This window comes from Parapedobacter tibetensis (assembly GCF_024704835.1).
Lineage (GTDB): Bacteria > Bacteroidota > Bacteroidia > Sphingobacteriales > Sphingobacteriaceae > Parapedobacter > Parapedobacter tibetensis.
The window spans coordinates 26,313-44,195 of record NZ_JAMXBE010000006.1; the positions used below are offsets into that span (position 1 = coordinate 26,313).

A 17,883-nucleotide genomic window follows, 5' to 3' on the forward strand; every position below is an offset into this window, starting at 1 on the left:
GCTATGAACAGAATGATTACGGCTTATTGCGTTGCATTGCTTTTGCAGGCCTGCGCTGATGAGGGTCGATACAAAGAGGCGCTTACACCCGACGAAGCGTTGAAGCGGTTTGAATTGCATGAGGGGTTCACGATTGAAAACGTTGCTTCAGAGCCTTTGGTGATGGATCCGGTGGAGATGGTCTTTGATGAAGATGGACGAATATACGTGCTGGAGATGGGAGATTATCCATATAAACCGGAGCAGGGACAAGGCCGAGGTAAAATACGTTTGCTAAGCGATACCAGTGGCGACGGGAAACTGGATGATGCTGTTATTTTTGCAGAAGGATTAGCGGATGCAACCAGTATGCTCCCTTGGAATGGTGGATTGATTGTCACCTCGGCGCCGAATATTTTATTCTTGAGAGACACCACCGGTGATAACAAAGTTGATGTGAATGAGGTGTTGTTTACCGGTTTCTTCGAGAATAATTCGGAAGCGCAGATCACGAACCTGCGGTATGGGGTCGATAATTGGATTTATGCGAATAATAACGGTCAGAAGGGAGAGGTGAAATTTAACAGAAAACCGGATTTGCCTGCCCTACCGGTTGCCGGTGGCGATTTTAGGTTTAGGCTGGATAAGAATTTGTTTGAAGTGGAATCGGGTGCGGGGCAATTCGGACTGGCGATGGATGATTGGGGGAATCGTTTTTTTACGCAGAATACCTTGCATATCCAAATGGCACCGATCCCCTGGCGGTACTTGCATAGGAAGAAGGGCTTGCCTTCTTATGCAGGAGTGGCGAATATCTATGCACACGATTTAACGGTGTTTCAGATCAGTGAGCCACCCTATTGGCGGACGGAACGGAGTAAGCAACGGCAGCAACAGTATGATGAGGCTGGGCTCGATCGGGTGGAACATATTGAGGGGCATTTTACCGGGGCTTCCGGCGGGACGCTGTACGCGGCTGATTTGTTTCCGGCGTCTTTTTATGGGAATGTGTTTACGGGCGAGGTGGCGTGTAATTTGGTGCATCGGGATGTGATTGAGCCGACGGATAAAGGTCCTTTCTTTTCGGCGAGGCGGGCTGCGGATGAGACGGATAGGGAGTTTCTGGCTTCGTCTGATCCTTGGTTCCGACCGGTGAATTTTACCGTCGGCCCTGATGGGGCTTTGTATATGCTGGATATGTACAGGCAGCATATTGAGACGCCTGTTTCCATTCCTGAAGAGCTGAAAGCGGATATGGATTTTGTGCATGGTAATCAGTATGGGCGGATTTATCGGATCTATCCGACGGATAAAGGGGTTCCTGAACTGCGGAAGCCTGGTTTGGGCGACAAGCCAGTGGCTGAGTTGGTTCCGTTGCTGGCGCATGCGAATCAGTGGTGGCGCTTACAGGCACAACGCTTACTGGTTGAACGCCAGGATCAGTCGGTTGTACCTGCCCTCGAAAAATTATTCAACGAAAGCACAGACCCTCGTGCTCGATTGCATGCCATGTATACACTAGAAGGATTGCAGGCTTTAACGAGTCCGGTTGTTGAAAAAGCGCTATATGATACCAACGCGCAGGTTAGGAGACACGCTATTATGCTGGCTGAGCAGTTTCCGGAGATGTTGGATAAGCTAGTGAACATGCTGGATGACCCAGCGCCCCAAACGGCATTTCAGGCTGTCTTGAGCGTTGGTCAGTTTACCAGAAGCACAGCAGTAACTGCGTTGGCAAAAGCGGTGCTGCAACATAGCGAAGATGAATGGTATAGAAAGGCGGTGTTAAGTGCGGAAAGCGGAACGTCTGCTGCTTTATTGGAGGCTCTGCTGGCCAACGGCTTTTTTGAAACGGAGGCCGATGGGAAAATTAAATTCATGACAGATTTTTCAACCGCTGTGGGGGCAACGGGGAAACTTCAGGATGTCCTATCGATTATCAATAAGCTGACCCAGCCGGTACTGGCTCAACAAGCCGGCTTCCAACAAGCTGTGCTATCCGGCTTCTTAAAAGGGGCTAAGAAGACCACGCTGAACGACGCGGATAAAAAGAAGCTGATAGCAGCCTTGCAAAAACAAGGGACAGCGATAACCTCCGCAGTTTCCAAAAAAGCAATCGAGGAAATTACAACGGCTCTTAACGGGCCTAGCAATAATTAATATGATGGCACCGAAACAAGAAAACACACGGAGAGCCTTTATACAGCAATTGGTCACATCGGGTTTTTATGTCGCAACTGGTGGAATATTTATAGCCGGATGCGGCAATGCCACCAATAAAAAGAAGGAAAAAGAGGAGGAGCTGAGCGACAGGTTTGGTGGGGATTGTGGCGACTACTCCAAACTTACGAAAGACGATTTTAAGATAAGGAAACAACTGGGGTACGAAGAAAAATCACCAATGGAAGATACGCAGTGTCAGCTGTGCAATTTATGGCTTCCGCCAAAGAAAGGTCAAACTTGCGGCGGCTGTACATTGTTTAAGGGGCCGATTGAGCCGGAAGGGACCTGCACCTATTGGGCACCCAGGCAACAATGAGGTAATCACGGTAATCCATGTCAAAATAATGGCGAAGTATGCATAATAAAGCCGGAATAACAGCACTTAGAAGCGCACGGTATTGGTTAATCTTTACGGTGGTTATTGGCATGTATATAACTCCGTCCCAAATAGCTGCCCAGGATATATCAGATAGCCTCCGGATAAGTACGTTTGATGTGGATGCAACGCCACCTGTCGGTAGCTACCTTACCTACGATCGGATGACCCATACTTGGGATATGGGATTGCGGGCACGGGGTGTGGTGCTTATGGGAGCAGGCCAGCCCATTGTTTTATGCGCGATAGACTGGATCGGTATTGCGAATGAAGGGCAAGACGAGTTCAAAAGCGTAATGGCACATGCGGCAGGTACCGTTCCGGATCGGGTGGTTGTTCATACTGTACACCAGCACGATGCGCCAACCTGTGATTTTACAGCAGAAAAGCTATTGAACGCTAAGGGACTTGATCCCATTAATTTTGAAGGTAGTTTTGCACGGGAAGTGATTCATAGACTCGACTCAGCCATTCGCATTTCACTTAATCAAAGCCAACGGGTAACACACATAGGTTTGGGGGAATCGCCGGTTCATGAGGTAGCTTCCAATCGACGACTACTGGATGCCCATGGAAAATCAACGGCCAGTCGTACTTCGGCCACCAAGGATCCGGCATTGCGGGACAGGCCTGAAGGGCTGATTGATCCAATGGTGTCCTTGATCAGTTTTTGGAACCAGGATAAGCCGCTGGCCGTGCTCAGTTACTATGCCGTTCACCCGCAAAGTTACTACCGTACCGGTACGGCCAATCCGGATTTTCCCGGAGTAGCCCGCTTCATGCGGCAAATGGCGGTTCCGGATGCGTTACATATCCATTTTAATGGAGCAGGAGCAAATATCACCGCTGGCAAATATAACGATGGCGCTAAAGAAAATCGACTAAAACTAGCGGAACGATTGGCAGATGGAATGAAAAGAGCCTGGGATGCAACTGAAAAGCTACCCATTACACCTGGTGATGTAACCTGGCAATCGGAACCCGTTGTCTTTCCCATGGCTAAATATGCAGAACAATTGGAACATGAACTCACCGAGCACGATGCGGTATATTTGGCCAACAATGTGTATAAGCTGGCCTGGGCCAAACGCCAGAAGCAAGGGAAGTATATTCAAGTCTCCTGCCTGGGATTAGGGAAGGCGAGCATTCTGCACTTGCCTGGAGAGCCTTTTGTGGAGTATCAGCTTGCGGCGAAGGCCATGCGCGAGGACCGTTTTGTGGCAGTAGCTGGGTATGGCGATTATGCGCCGGGATATATATGTACGGCCAAAGCATATGAAGAAGGGGGCTACGAGGCTGGTCCAGCTTCGGGGGTAACCGCTGAGGCTGAGAAAATACTGATGGATGTGATGGAAAGATTGCTAAAAAAATACTAAAACGAATCAGATGTTCAGAAAGGACTATTCCAGACGTGAATTTATCCTTAAAAGTTCCTTGGCTAGTCTCGGCGTAGCTGCTACGGCGGCTGTTCCTTCGCTGACAATGGCGGCTAACCCCTTTAGGGAGGAAGAAGAGTCTTCCATGTTTTTTGACGGATTCACGCTAATCGGCCCGAAAAAACATAAACATCCGGCAGAGCGGTGGAGCCTGAAGCATTTGGTGGATGAAATGGACCACTGTTCCATATCCGGAGCATTGGTGGCCTCAACCCTTGCCGTTAACTACGATCCGATGTATTCCAATCTGGACCTGAGTAAATTGATCAAACCGTATCCCTATCTGTTTGCCATTTGGAATGCCATGCCGCATCACACAGGTGAGTTCCCCCCGCCGGCTGAATTAGGGAAACTAATGAAAGCCCATCATGTGCGGGCGATAACGATTCACCCCGCCTCGAATGGATGGGATTGGCAGGCCGAGCAAAGCCAGGAATTGCTCCACTGGTTAAACGATAATCGCATGTTAACCATCATCAGGGTAGAAGAGTTTGGCGGGCTTGGGGGGGTGAAAAAATTACTACTTCAGTACCCCAATTTGTTGGTTTTATTAACTGGTGTCACCTGGGCTTTCCAACGGCTTTTGCTACCTATGATTGCCACGTACCGCAACTTGCACATTAGTTTTGATAATTTTCAGATCAACGAAGGGCTGGAAACGCTTTATCAGGATGGATTTATCGATCAGCTGGTCTTTGCATCGAACGCCCCAACGATGTCGGCAGGTGCGCACAGGGCTTATATAGATTATGCAAGGATACCCAAAACTGCAAGAGACAAGATCGCAGGAGGGAATCTGATCAGGTTGCTTCAAGGACAGCAACCGCCATCAGTCCGGGTGAATAAACAGGAGGATGTGTTAATGGCGGCAATTCGCCGAGGGAAGCCTGTGCCAACGCCGGTGATTGATATGCACATGCACATACTCCATGAAGGGTTACACGGAGCTGGATGGCACTATCGGATGCACAACGGCGGACCAAGTGGTGTTTTTGACCTGGTAAAAAGATTGGGGTACGAAGGAGGGGGGATGATGAGCTGGAATGGCGTGGTAAGTGTGGATTCAGTAGCTGGAAATGTAACGACAACAGCCGCATTGGATGCTTCCCCCGGAGGTTATTGGGGCCTGGCCAATTTTGATCCATCTCATTATACGCAGGAAGAATTGGCACAGATGATTCCCGAGGTGTATAAGGACAAGCGATTTATCGGGATGAAACCTTATGTCCACTATGGCATCCCTTACCACGATAAATCATACGATGTTTGGTGGGAATACGGAAATGAACATCATTTTTATGGACTGCTTCATAATACCAGGTCCGATTTGCAAGAAGTCGAGACGTTGGCTCCAAAATACCAAAATGTGCGCTGGGTAATTGCACATGCCGGTGGAAGTTTCAAAATGGCGGATATGGCGATTGCTGCCATGAAAAAATACCCGAATATCTATGCCGAGATCACGCTGACACCCGTGCACTTAGGCATTATTGAATACCTGATTGAAGGAGCCGGTGAAGATCGTATACTGTATGGATCGGATTTGCCGATGAGGGATCCTCGACAACAACTCGGATGGGCGGTTTTTACAAGGCTCCCACTTTCGACAAAAAAGAAACTTCTCGGAGGAAATGCATGGCATGTAATAAAACCATGTCTTAATAGGTTGCCGATAGAAAATACCCCGAAGAGTTTTTTGTTGAAATAGGTTTTGGTTCGCTGGGTCGGGTAAAGCTATTGTAAAGCGAACCTCCATAAAAAAACAAAAAATATTTGGAAGTGTAACTATTATTATTGTACTTAGCGGGTACGTTACCGTTAACCAATTGTAGGCACCTGTTAGCTGCTGGGAGATTCTTGTTGAAAAGAAAAAATGGATGATTATCACATTGAATATGATCGTTGTCGTGTGCGTAATGTCTTGAAAAATGAGTTATGGAATATAAATACAGTCGTAGAAATTTTATTCGAAATACAACTATGGTAGGACTTGCTTTTTCATTGGGCGGAGCGAAAGCCGGAATTGGCCGTGATGCCCCATCGGGGAAACGAGTTGGTATCATCGGCCTTGATACGTCGCATAGCGTAGCCTTTACCAAAGCATTAAATGCTGCAGAAGCCGACCCCAAATTAAAAGGTTACAAGGTGGTAGCCGCCTATCCATATGGGAGCAAGACCATCGAGAGTAGCGCCAAGCGCATACCGGGCTACATCAAGGAAGTTCAAGAGCATGGGGTAAAGATTGTCGATTCGATATCCGAATTACTGGAGCATGTGGATGTGGTACTATTGGAGACCAATGATGGCCGTTTGCATTTGGAACAAGCGCTTCCCGTATTCAAATCCGGCAAACGCCTGTTTATTGACAAACCTATTGCGGCATCATTTGCCGATGCCGCAGCGATCTTTCAGGCTTCCGCGCAGTATAAGGTGCCCGTGTTTTCATCTTCTTCACTTCGATACGTTGAAAATATCCCCATGATTCGCTCCGGTAACCTGATAGGTCCAGTCACCGGAGCAGACACATTCAGCCCAGCTGTACTCGAACCTTCTCACCCTGATTTGTTTTGGTATGGCGTCCATGGCGTTGAGATGCTTTACGCGATTATGGGTATGGGGTGTGAGCGCGTAACCCGGGTGCACCATGCCAATACAGATATCGTAGTTGGCATTTGGACAGATGGGCGCACAGGAACATTCAGGGGAACCCGTACGGGGAAAAATGGTTACGGTGGCACCGCCTACGGCGAAAAAGGGCATGTTGCTGTTTCGGAATACAATGGGTACAATCCATTGCTATACAAGATCGTGGATTTTTTCGAAACCGGAGAGCCACCTGTGGATGCGGCGGAAACCTTAGAGCTCTTTGCCTTCATGGAGGCAGCTGATGAAAGTAAGAGGCAAGGCGGAAAGGCAATCTTGATTCGAGATATATTAGGGCGTGAATGATGGTTTAAGTATGCTTAAAAGATTTGATTAACATGAAGGATAATAATGGATTGGTTTCAAGAAGACATTTTATAGCGTCTAGCTCGTTGATGCTTGCAGGCATGGCGGCTTTCCCTGCTGAACTGCCCTTTGGGAGTTACCGTTCGGTCAGCGGGGAAAGCATACGCCTAGGTATCATCGGTGTGGGCAGTCGGGGGAGCGGTATAGCCAATATTTTGCGTAACCTACCAGCACTTGAGGTGGTGGCATGTTGCGACATAATCAGCGAACACCTCCAGCATGGATTGGATATAACAGGAGGAACAGCTACCGCATATTCGGATTATCGGCGCCTGTTGGATGACCGTTCTGTGCAAGCTGTCATCATTGCGCTGCCCGAACACCTTCATTATCCTGTCGCCTGTGCAGCGTTGGATGCCGGCAAACATGTCTACCTGGAAAAAACAATGGCTCATTCCATTGAAGAAGCGGATGATTTGGCAAGGTTTGTAAAAAACTATCCGCAGCTTGTCCTGCAGGTGGGGCATCAATACCGGTATTTTGCATTGTACCATAAGATAGCAGAGATCATGGAACGTGGATGGTTAGGTGAAGTGCTCCAGTATGAATGCCAATACCACCGTAACTCAGATTGGCGAAGACCGGTACCCCGCCCCGAACTCGAACGGCAGATCAATTGGCGAATGTATAAGGAATATTCTGGAGGGCTGATGACTGAGCTTTGCTCACATCAAGTCGACATCGTTAATTGGTTGACCGGCAGTCATCCACTGAGGGTAACTGCAATAGGTGGTATTGATTACTGGAAAGACGGACGAGAAACCTATGATAATATCCGGGCATTGTATGAATATCCTGATGGCGTTAAAGCAAGTGTAAGCTCGATTTTGAGCAATGCCTATAAAGGATATTCCCTAAGGATACTGGGGACAAAGGCGACCATAGAAGTGCAACAATCCAAAGCATTTATTTACGGCGAATCGGTAAAGAAAGAGCTAACTACGGTAGATGGCGTGACGGGTGCTACGGCGGAGTCTTGGGGACAAGGGGAAGCGGTGCCCATAGATTTCGTAACGCCGGATGGAGAGAATCGTGATCCTACCGCTTATGCGTTGTTGGATTTTGCGGCATGCATCCAGACAGGTAAAAAACCGTTTTCGAATGTGGAAACTGGGAGGGAATCCGCTATTGCTGTACATCTAGCCAATAAAGCTGCCGATACAGGTGCTTTCCAGCAATGGCCGGGATTACCGGAAGGATAATGATGCATATGGGCAGAGAGCTGCATTGATGATAACAATTGAAGTGCAAGTAGACGGATCTTACTTATAGTAAGGACGTATGCGGTATATGCAATCTGTGTTATGTTATCAGTAAGTTACGGTAACGTAAACGTAATTTTAAGTTATTGATAACCAGTGTATAACTAAATTAAATCAATTGACACCAAATGATATGCTAATGAAAATTTTAAAGAATGTAACGTACACCACTGGATGGCTTGTTTGGCTTATGCTATTTTGCTTGCATACTGGAATGTTACAGGCACAGACGAGGACTGTCAGCGGTACGGTGACAGACGGACAAGGACAGCCACTGCACGGAGTTACCGTTACCTTAAAGGGCACCTCCACGTCTACCCAAACAGATGCCAAGGGTAATTTCAGCATTCAATCCGCTAATGAATCCGTTGTGTTGGTATTCAGTCTCATTGGGTTTGAAAAGCAGGAAGTAATCCCTAAAGCAGCAACCCAATTGCAAGTCACCCTCGTCGAAACCAATAGCCGCTTAGATGAAGTGATTGTAGTGGGTTATGGTACGCAAAAGAAAAGGAATGTGACGGGGTCCATTGTTTCGGTGAGTAGCGAGGATATTGCTGAACGACAAGCACTCAATGTTTTCGATGCCTTGCAGGGCATGGCGTCCGGTGTGCAGATTGCCCAGGAATCAGGTAGACCAGGGGCGGAAAGTTCCGTACGGATCCGTGGAACAGCCACGATGGAAGGAGGTGCCAATCCATTATATATCGTGGATGGGGCCCAAGGGGTGGATATCAGCAGCATCAATCCGGATGATATTGAATCCGTGGAAATATTGAAGGATGGTGCTTCTGCAGCCATATACGGCTCGCGGTCTGCCAATGGCGTAATCATCATCACTACGAAAAGAAGCAAAGCTGGCCAACCTCAGATAAAAGTGAATTATTTGAATAGCTACAACAACCTTTCCCACAAGGTGCCTCAAGCTAATGCGGAAGAGCGTAGATTGTATGAACGTAAACGCGGAGGGTCTGGCAATACCTCGATTGACTCCCTCAACCCAGCTTTCAATGCCGATAACGATATGCAGGATCTGATTACCCAGACGGCACAACGCCATCAGGTAGATCTGAGCATGAGCGGCAGTAGCGAGAAATTGAATTATTACAGCAGCTTGGGGTTACTTGATGAGGATGGAATTATTCTGAACAGTTGGTATAAAAGGCTCACAGGTAGGCTCAATATGGATTACACCCCCAATAAGCGATTCACTTACGGAAACCGTTTGCAATTTTCGTATCGCAACGATAATCGAATTCATGAAGGGAATACACTGGCACAAGCACTACGGCGGCCTCCGACTTTTGCTGTATATTTTCCAGATGGCACCTTGGCGCCAACCATTTCCGGTGCTAGGAATCCATTAGCCTGGGCTTTGCTTAATGAAGACGAATTCGATATTTACGATGCCAATATCTATAATTATTTCAAATTTAATATCATTGACGGGCTCAAGTTTACCGCCGACGGTACATTTCGATTCAATTACGATCATAACCGAGAATTTACACCCAAGTTACTAAACACCAATACAGGAGCAACGGTAACTGCGGTCAGCAACGGAAGTGAACGGGACGATATTACGAGTTATTGGATGGTTCAGGGTTTTTTTAATTACGACAAAAACTTCGGTGGTAGCCATGATGTGACTGGCGTACTGGGGGTAAGCGCCGAGCGGGAGTCGTTCCGGCGTGTCAATATCGCCGGAAACAACTGGGTGTCGGAAGAAATCCCCAGCATGAACGCTGCCCAAGAACTTATACTGAATCAAATTTATACCAATGGAATACGCAGTACGCAGGCTTCGGCCTTCGGGCGGCTGGGGTATAGTTTCCGAGATAGGTATATCGTAGAGTCGAATTTCCGTTTGGATGGGTCTTCCCGTTTCGGTAAGGATAGCCGTTGGGGATTCTTTCCTTCGATAGCTGGAGCCTGGCGGTTCTCCGATGAAACATTCATGCAGGCAACCCGTAAATTTTTGGATGATGCAAAAGTGCGGATTAGCTACGGTGTGACAGGTAATGACCGTATCGGGCAATACGATGCCATACAGCGGTATGTCTTTGGTAGTAATTTTTACAATGGAGTATCTGGGGTGGTACCTAACACGCTTTTCGGTAACAGTACGTTGAGTTGGGAAACTACTAAACAACTCAATACCGGTCTGGATTTAAGCTTTTTTAAAGGACGACTGACCATTGAAGCGGATTATTACGACAAAATCACAGATGATTTGTTGTATAACGCCCCCCTCGCTTCTGAGACAGGGTTTGACAACGTAAGGGTAAATCTGGGTTCTATACAGAATAGGGGAGTGGAGTTTACCGTGGGTGGTTCTCCATTGCGCAAGCAACATTTCAACTGGCATACATCCATCAATTTTTCGCGGAATCGAGGCACCGTTCGCGAACTGGCAGATGGCACGCAAATGATCGTTTCGGGAATCTGGTTGGTGGAGGAAGGCCAGCCGCTGGGTAACTTCTATGGATGGCAGCAGTTAGGCGTGTATGCTTATGATGAATCCAATGCGTGGTCAGAAGACTGGCAACAACTTACTCCGAATTTCAGCGATGCGGGAGAGTTTTCGCATTACACCTTAAACGGACAACTCTACAACGGCAATATCAATCAATTGGAAACGACCGGTTCGGTATCCAAAGGGGGTGATGCCATTTGGCTGGATGCCAACGGGGATGGAATTATTGACGAAACCGATCGCATCATTCTGGGAAATGCCCAGCCTAACTGGATGGCGGGATGGAACAATTCATTTACCTATAAAAATTTCGGCCTGTCTTTCAATTTCTATTTCAGCTATGGGGGATCCCTGTATAATCAATCAAGGTGGCTGAACGGACGGTTTACGACAAGCGGTGCAACCCCGGATCCATACATCATCCACAATGCCTGGTGGCATCCGGGAGACGTGACCGATGTGCCCTTACCGCGAAATAACGGAATGGATAATATGCGTGAGCTGAATAGCTTTTTTGTGGAGGACGCTTCGTTTATCCGGCTGAGAAACGCCAAGTTCACCTATAAGTTGCCTGCCAGGTGGGTTTCACCTATAGGAATTTCGCTTGCCAATGTCTATGTATACGGCAATAACTTGTTTACCTGGACGAACTATTCCATGTATGATCCTGAAATTTCTTTTGGAAACCCACTTCAAATGGGAAGGGATACCGGGCGTTACCCTCGGAAGCGGGAAATAGGTGTGGGCTTGAATATTAATTTTTAATGAAATAAACCATGAAAACACTAAATAGATTTAGTCATCCAATGAAAAGGTGGTTTGCTGTTGCAACAGTAGGTTTTACTTTGCTGCTAATGAGCGCTTGCGAGAGTTTTCTTGACGAACAACCAGTTTCGGATCTTTCAAGTGATAAGTTTTGGAATACTCCAGATGATGCACGACTTGGGGTGGCCGGTATTTACAGTAGGGTCCAATCCGTTTTTAGCGTCGATTACATCCGTTGGGGGGATGCGCGTTCGGATAATTTTACGTATAGTGGCACTGGAACGGCCCAAATAAACATGTCTGTCAATGCCTTGAATTCTACCGAGGCAAGCGCCAATTGGTCCAATTTGTATAAAGCCATTGCGCAGGCCAATCTGGTCATCAAGTACGTGCCGAAGATCGAGGGGCTCAATGAAACAACCAAAAACCACTACTTGGCCCAAGCACATGCCATACGTGCCTATATGTATTTTTTTATCATACGGCTTTGGGGGGATGCCCCCATCTGGTTGGAACCTTACGAAGATATCAATGAAGACCCCAATCGGCCGCGGGATACGAAAGAACAAGTTATCCAAGAAGTCATCCTGCCAGACCTGAATCTAGCGCTGGATTTGGTCGATCGTTTAGAAACCAATGTTTGGAAAGTGAATTTAGGGGGTGTTTTGGCCATGCTGACCGATGTGTACATGTGGATGCATGATTATGAGCGGGCATTGGAGGCTTCGGCTCGATTGATGGAACTCAATCGCTATAACCTGGCCCCCGGAAGCCAATGGAAAGAACTGTTCCTTGAGCCTTCCACAAGTAAAGGCAATATCTGGAGTCTCCGGTGGGATTATGTACAGGATGGTCCAGACGAAACCTCCCGATTGATCGGGGCAGGTAACCTCGATCCGATGTATGTGATGGATTTGGCCGTCATCGAACGTTTTCATCAAGACCCGAAGGACATCCGTGCTCACCTGACCTTTGACTCCTTATTGTTTGATGGAGCCCCCGATCCCAATGCGCGAACCAAAAGACTTGGGAAATTTGCCGTCAGGAATGCCGATGGCACGTTTGAGTATCCACAGACCACACAAAGTGAATATAAATTGACTATGTATCGCTATGCTGATATCTTGCTGCTCAGAGCGGAAGCACTGAATAAAACCGGAGATAAGACCGGCGCATTTGCGTTGCTCAATGCTGTGCGTAGCCGAGCAGGATTGGATCCCTTGGATGAAGCGGATTATGCTGATGAGCGGGAAGCGGAAACGGCGATATTGGATGAACGGCAATTGGAATTGTTTGCCGAAGGTAAGCGGTGGTTCGATTTGGTGCGAACAAACAGGGTGTTGGAAGTCATGGATCCAGTGGTTCGCGAACGCCAGGAAATATTGGGAATGACCCCGAACGGATTTACTGATGAACGCAAAATTCTGTTGCCAATTCATCGGAATGTGTTGATCAATAATCCTAAATTGGAACAAAATCCAACGTATTCGCACTAAGATTAGGAGATAACCCGGGAATGTAGAACCGGTAATCAGCTAACAATTGTTAACGTTAAACTATACAATGATGGACAAGTTAAAGATACAAAATAGCCTATCGCGTTACTTGGCGATTGCGACGTTGGTACTATCAGTTTCAGCATGTACCTTCATGGGGCTGGATCTCCAAGAAGACCACAAACATAAAGTCACGATATTGGAACCTGATATCCATATGACCGCTTGGGAATTTATCAACAAGCCATTGGAAGATACATTGAGAAGCTTTGAATTAATACGTGATGCAGTGGTTTATGCTGGACTGGAAGAAGAATATTCAAAGCCAGGCCGCACGTTTCTGGTATTTAATAATCAATCCGTCTTGCGGTACGACAGCAATGGCGCCGTCAATTCAGGTTGCTATTTTGGCAGGGAGGGGGTACCTGAGCTCGACGAAAATGGGGATCCTGTCCTTGATTCATTAGGCCAACCCATAACCTGCCCGGGGCGTAATTGGGAAGATTATCCGGTCGAACAAATACGAAACCTCTTGCTTTACCATATTGTGGAAGGAGAATATTCGTATCATAACCTGGGCCCAGACAATACCATTGCCCAATCACTGTCACCGGTTGATACAGCAAATAAGGTTCATTTGCGAATTGAAAATGATAGGAATGCGAAGCTTCGGGTCAACGATTTTCACGGTACCATCCAGTCTTCTATTGCCCGCACCGCTAACCTCAAGGCAACCAATGGTTTTATACATGTATTTGATACTTATCAGCGATACGGCGTTCAATAAGGTGTTATTTTAAGTAGATGCGGATCAATATAAGAAAGGTGCTATGGCTTGTTTTGCTTGTTTTCCATGCAGGAGGTGGGTCTTTATATGCTCAACACCAAGCGACAGATTACCAAGTGGTTGCCGACGATGCAGCTTGGTGCTGGTTTTCTGATCCAAGGGCGGTTTACCATGCGGGAGTGCATGAGCGTATTTATTATGGATATATAACGAGCAGGGGAGATGTGGCAATTGGTTCAAAGGATTTAAATACGGAGGAGATAATCTCCTTTGTGCTCCATCAGGAACTGCAGGTGGATGACCATAATGTACCTTCCATTTTGGTATTGCCCGATGGGCATATACTGGCATTTTATACCGAGCACAATGGGCGCTTTTTTATATGCAAAAGTAGACACCCTGAAGATATCAGTGCTTGGGAGGCGGAACGTATCATCCCATTCGGAGGCTCAAAAATCACCTATTCTCATCCGGTTATGTTGGCAGAGGAGGGTAACCGTATATATGTATTCTGGCGTGGGAGCGATTGGCGGCCTGCTTTCGCATTTAGCGACGACCTTGGTGATACATGGAGTGAGACAAAAGTCTTGATCGATAGCAAAGGAACAAAAAACCGACCTTACCTCAAAGTCAGTTCCGATGGCCAGAATCGGATAGATTTTGCCTTTACGGATGGGCATCCGGCCATCGAGCCGACAAATTCCATTTATCATACCTATTATGAAAATGGGGAGTTTTACCAGACCGATGGTCGCCACATTGCTTCTATCACTGGGTTGCCCCTTTCACATAGCGATGTACAAAAAGTATATGACGGTGCGGATAGTGGTATCAGGAGTTGGGTGGCGGATGTGGCGTCGGGCAAGGATGGACTTCCGGTTATTGCGTATACACGCTATCCTGAAGACATAGATCATCGGTATCATTATGCTCGTTGGGATGGAAAAAGGTGGCAGGATGAAGAGATTTGTAAGGCGGGAGGGCGGATGCCGGAAGTGAAAATCGGCGAAGATGTTAGGGAACCTCATTATTCCGGAGGCATTGCTATCGACCATAGCAATCCGGAAAATGTCTATTTGTCCCGCGAGATCAATGGAAGATTTGAAATCGAACATTGGAAAAAAGAAAAGAAACGATGGCAGGTCAATAGGTTGACAGTGCAATCAGACGTAAACAATATGCGTCCCTATGTAATCACATTACCTATGGATAGATCTCCGATTGTGCTATGGATGACAGGACGTTATAACCATTATACCCGATTTAATACCATGTTGCGCATAAATGAATTGGCCGAAAAAAAGGATGAGCTGGAAAATTGACTCCGTTTTCTCAGTAATGTATAGTGCATAGACAAAAAAGCAATGGGCGATTATACTAGACAATGGACTAGACGAAAAATACTCACAGCTTTCGGCCTGGGTGGGTTGGCACTTGGTCGTGTAAGCGGCAAATCCCCGGTTTTGGATAAAGAGGCTGGGCTTGATACATTCCATACCGTACAATCCATGGTCAATAGTTTTGCATTGCGAGAAGGGAATATTGTACGCACACTAGGTTATCGTGAAGTTGGCGACCTTGGAGGGGCTATGTACAGGATAGTTAAGGAAACAGCTGGTCAAGATGACCAAGGTGTTGGAAGGTTACGGTTGGCCAACGGCCAAATGGCCGAATTAATCAATGCGGATGCGGTTAATTACCAGATGTTTGGTGCCATTGGCGATGGCCATAATGATGATGGGAAACAGGTGAAGGAAGCACATGATTATGCCAATCGCATGCAAATCCCAGTAATTAACATGCAGGGTGAATTCTGGATCAAGGAAACAACGGACATCATCATCCAGACCAACGTGCAATGGGGCCACTCTGTATTTTACATTGACGAAAGCTTCAATTCCCGAACGGCGCCCCGGTTTACGATAAAAAGCAGGAAAACCAAGAAAACCATCGAATGGGATGCTGCGACGAAGCGTAAGTTTCTCGATGCATTGAAACCTGGTATGCAGATTTTTCCTGAGCTCGCTCCTTTTCGAAACTCGCTAATCAACGTACGCGATGAAAATGATCGCATCGGATTCCGTGCTGTCAAGCGTGACAGAGAACAGTCAAACGCTAGGGAAGAACTGTTTTATGTAGAAGAACATGGCCGGATAATTGGCGATATCGCATGGACATTCAACGATTATACCAGCTTGGTGGCCTATCCATGCGACGACAATTATTTAGTGGTTGATGGCGGCACATTCTATTTATCTGGTAGTAGTCCTGGCCGGAATTATGAGGGATATTGGAAAAACGGCTTCAGCGTTACCCGTAGCCGAACAATTATCAGGAATCAATGGGTTGGGCTGGAAGAATCTGGTCGCGACAAGGCTTCGGATCCTAGATCCGGATTTTATTCGTTTTCCATGGTGTATGACATTACGTTGGAGAATGTGCGCCTGCTGCCCTGGGAAAAAGATCGAGGAAATAGCCAAGAAAACGTGCCTGCGGGGACCTATGGGATTAGTGCTTCGCGGATGATCAACGGTACATTCAGGAACGTGACGGCTGAAGGTGGTCCAGTTCATTGGGGTGTGTTTGGAACGAATGTCAATAAGAATTTCAGGATTTACCAATGCCGATTAAACAGGGTGGATGTCCATTTTCATTGCTGGAATCTACTCATTCAAGATTCAACCATTGGTTATCGTGGTATTTCCGTAACGGGGGGTGGCGATTTAGTGATTGAAAACTCCACCTGCCATAGCAGGAATTTCATTAATTTCCGAAGGGACTATGGAGCAAAATGGGATGGGAATATCCGGTTGAACAATTGCAGATTCATCCCGGCTTCCTATGATCCAACTGGCGTGCTGGCTTTCATGCCCGCTGATTTCAATTATCGGTACCCCATCGGGATTGCCCGGTCTATTCATGTGGAAGACCTGGTCATTGATTTCAGTGCTGTCCCATCATCTACCGCCCCATGCTGGCTGGTCAGCACCTCCGGTTTCTCCAAAACAAGTACGGGTGCACGGTTATTTTTCCCGGAAAACCTAATCGTTAAGAATGTTATGGTCATCGGAAGGGAACAGGGGATACGGTTAATGGAAATAAGCAATCCCGAAAGCTATTTCGTCCAAAAGCTGGGGATGTATGATGAGGTGAGCATAACGACCAATTCCCGGATATGGTTTGAAAACATCCAATTAGAAAAACTGAGCGGCGCATCACAAGGAAATCGGCGCGAATCCCACTTGTCCGTTAGGTCAGTGGGGCCGGCTACTTACCTTGATGGTAACAGTCTGTATCTCGATATCCGCATTCACGACTGCCAGAATTTCGTTGGTGTTTTTAACGGATGTATCGCCCGTCTTGTTATCAACCATACCACGGTTGCAGCATTACACTGTACAGGAACAGATGGCATGTCAGGGTCAGTATCTTTTCAGGATTGCGCCTTCCTACCAGTTTTTGAAGTCGAGAAGCCCGATTTCTATCGTTTAGCTACTACACTGGGAACAAGCTTCGTGAACTGCATGGTGCATGTGCCCAAGATAGGTGGTGCACTTCGCCCTGACCTGTTGAGCGGTTTCGACTTTATTGCCATCAATAAGTTTTTGAAATACAACCATGTGAATACCCGTCTAGGAAGGGATTTGATCAAGTACTGCGAAGATGCGAATGAAGTGGTCAGCAACGCATTCATCGCCATGTTGAAAAACCATCATGACATGGAGGATAATCATGGGTAGCATGGCAACACGTTTGGCAGCTTCCTTATGGAAAAACATGCGGGCATTGGCACCGGGGATTGTCACGGCTGCGATTGTATTTGGCCCGAGTAAAATTACCATCACATCCAAAATAGGTGCCGATTATGGATATAGCCTACTGTGGATTGTCGTTGTAGCTATCTTTTTTATGATGGTGTTTACAGCAATGGGAGCGCGTATTGGGAATTTCTATAAGGGGCTGCACGATCGTGGCTGCGAAAATTATAGGGTAACGGGTAGACAGACCGTGAGCATTATATGTTTAAATCAAGCGGATTAATAGCCAGTCTTCGCAAATATAGGATGAATAGCGATG

The 17,883-nt window shown here is 47.0% G+C and carries 12 protein-coding genes; all 12 read left to right on the plus strand.

From position 1 onward, the window contains the following. Positions 1–3: 3 nt before the first annotated feature. The 12 genes from NF543_RS11665 to NF543_RS11720 all read left to right on the plus strand — a co-directional run bounded on the left by NF543_RS11665 (position 4) and on the right by NF543_RS11720 (position 17,847). The gene (locus NF543_RS11665) at positions 4–2,139 is read left to right on the plus strand and encodes a PVC-type heme-binding CxxCH protein (protein WP_257668305.1); all 2,136 of its coding nucleotides are present in this window, start codon (positions 4–6) and stop codon (positions 2,137–2,139) included. Between the two features lie 4 nt (positions 2,140–2,143). Next, positions 2,144–2,518: a hypothetical protein gene (locus NF543_RS11670; protein WP_257668306.1), complete on the plus strand. Its 375-nt coding sequence runs from the start codon at positions 2,144–2,146 to the stop codon at positions 2,516–2,518. A gap of 38 nt (positions 2,519–2,556) precedes the next feature. Beyond that, entirely contained in the window at positions 2,557–3,954 is a 1,398-nt protein-coding gene (locus tag NF543_RS11675; RefSeq protein WP_257668307.1) for a hypothetical protein, read from the plus strand. 10 nt (positions 3,955–3,964) lie between these two features. Then, on the plus strand, positions 3,965–5,722 hold the full coding sequence (locus tag NF543_RS11680; protein WP_257668308.1) for an amidohydrolase family protein: 1,758 nt from the start codon (positions 3,965–3,967) through the stop codon (positions 5,720–5,722). Between the two features lie 272 nt (positions 5,723–5,994). Continuing rightward, on the plus strand, positions 5,995–6,963 hold the full coding sequence (locus tag NF543_RS11685) for a Gfo/Idh/MocA family oxidoreductase (RefSeq protein WP_257668309.1): 969 nt from the start codon (positions 5,995–5,997) through the stop codon (positions 6,961–6,963). Positions 6,964–6,995: 32 nt separating this feature from the next. After that, positions 6,996–8,225, plus strand: a complete 1,230-nt coding sequence (locus tag NF543_RS11690) for a Gfo/Idh/MocA family protein (RefSeq protein ID WP_257668310.1) — start codon at positions 6,996–6,998, stop codon at positions 8,223–8,225. 199 nt (positions 8,226–8,424) lie between these two features. Beyond that, entirely contained in the window at positions 8,425–11,523 is a 3,099-nt protein-coding gene (locus tag NF543_RS11695; protein WP_257668311.1) for a SusC/RagA family TonB-linked outer membrane protein, read from the plus strand. A gap of 11 nt (positions 11,524–11,534) precedes the next feature. Beyond that, complete coding sequence (locus NF543_RS11700) at positions 11,535–13,019, plus strand: RagB/SusD family nutrient uptake outer membrane protein (RefSeq protein ID WP_257668312.1); 1,485 nt, start codon at positions 11,535–11,537, stop codon at positions 13,017–13,019. 67 nt (positions 13,020–13,086) lie between these two features. Then, a complete protein-coding gene (locus NF543_RS11705) occupies positions 13,087–13,806 on the plus strand; it encodes a fasciclin domain-containing protein (protein WP_257957478.1) in 720 nt (239 codons plus the stop codon). Positions 13,807–13,823: 17 nt separating this feature from the next. Continuing rightward, positions 13,824–15,128: a BNR-4 repeat-containing protein gene (locus NF543_RS11710; protein WP_257668314.1), complete on the plus strand. Its 1,305-nt coding sequence runs from the start codon at positions 13,824–13,826 to the stop codon at positions 15,126–15,128. Positions 15,129–15,170: 42 nt separating this feature from the next. Beyond that, positions 15,171–17,546, plus strand: coding sequence for a hypothetical protein (locus tag NF543_RS11715; protein ID WP_257668315.1), 2,376 nt, complete (start codon positions 15,171–15,173; stop codon positions 17,544–17,546). A gap of 1 nt (position 17,547) precedes the next feature. Further along, positions 17,548–17,847: a divalent metal cation transporter gene (locus tag NF543_RS11720; protein WP_257668316.1), complete on the plus strand. Its 300-nt coding sequence runs from the start codon at positions 17,548–17,550 to the stop codon at positions 17,845–17,847. Positions 17,848–17,883: the final 36 nt, after the last annotated feature.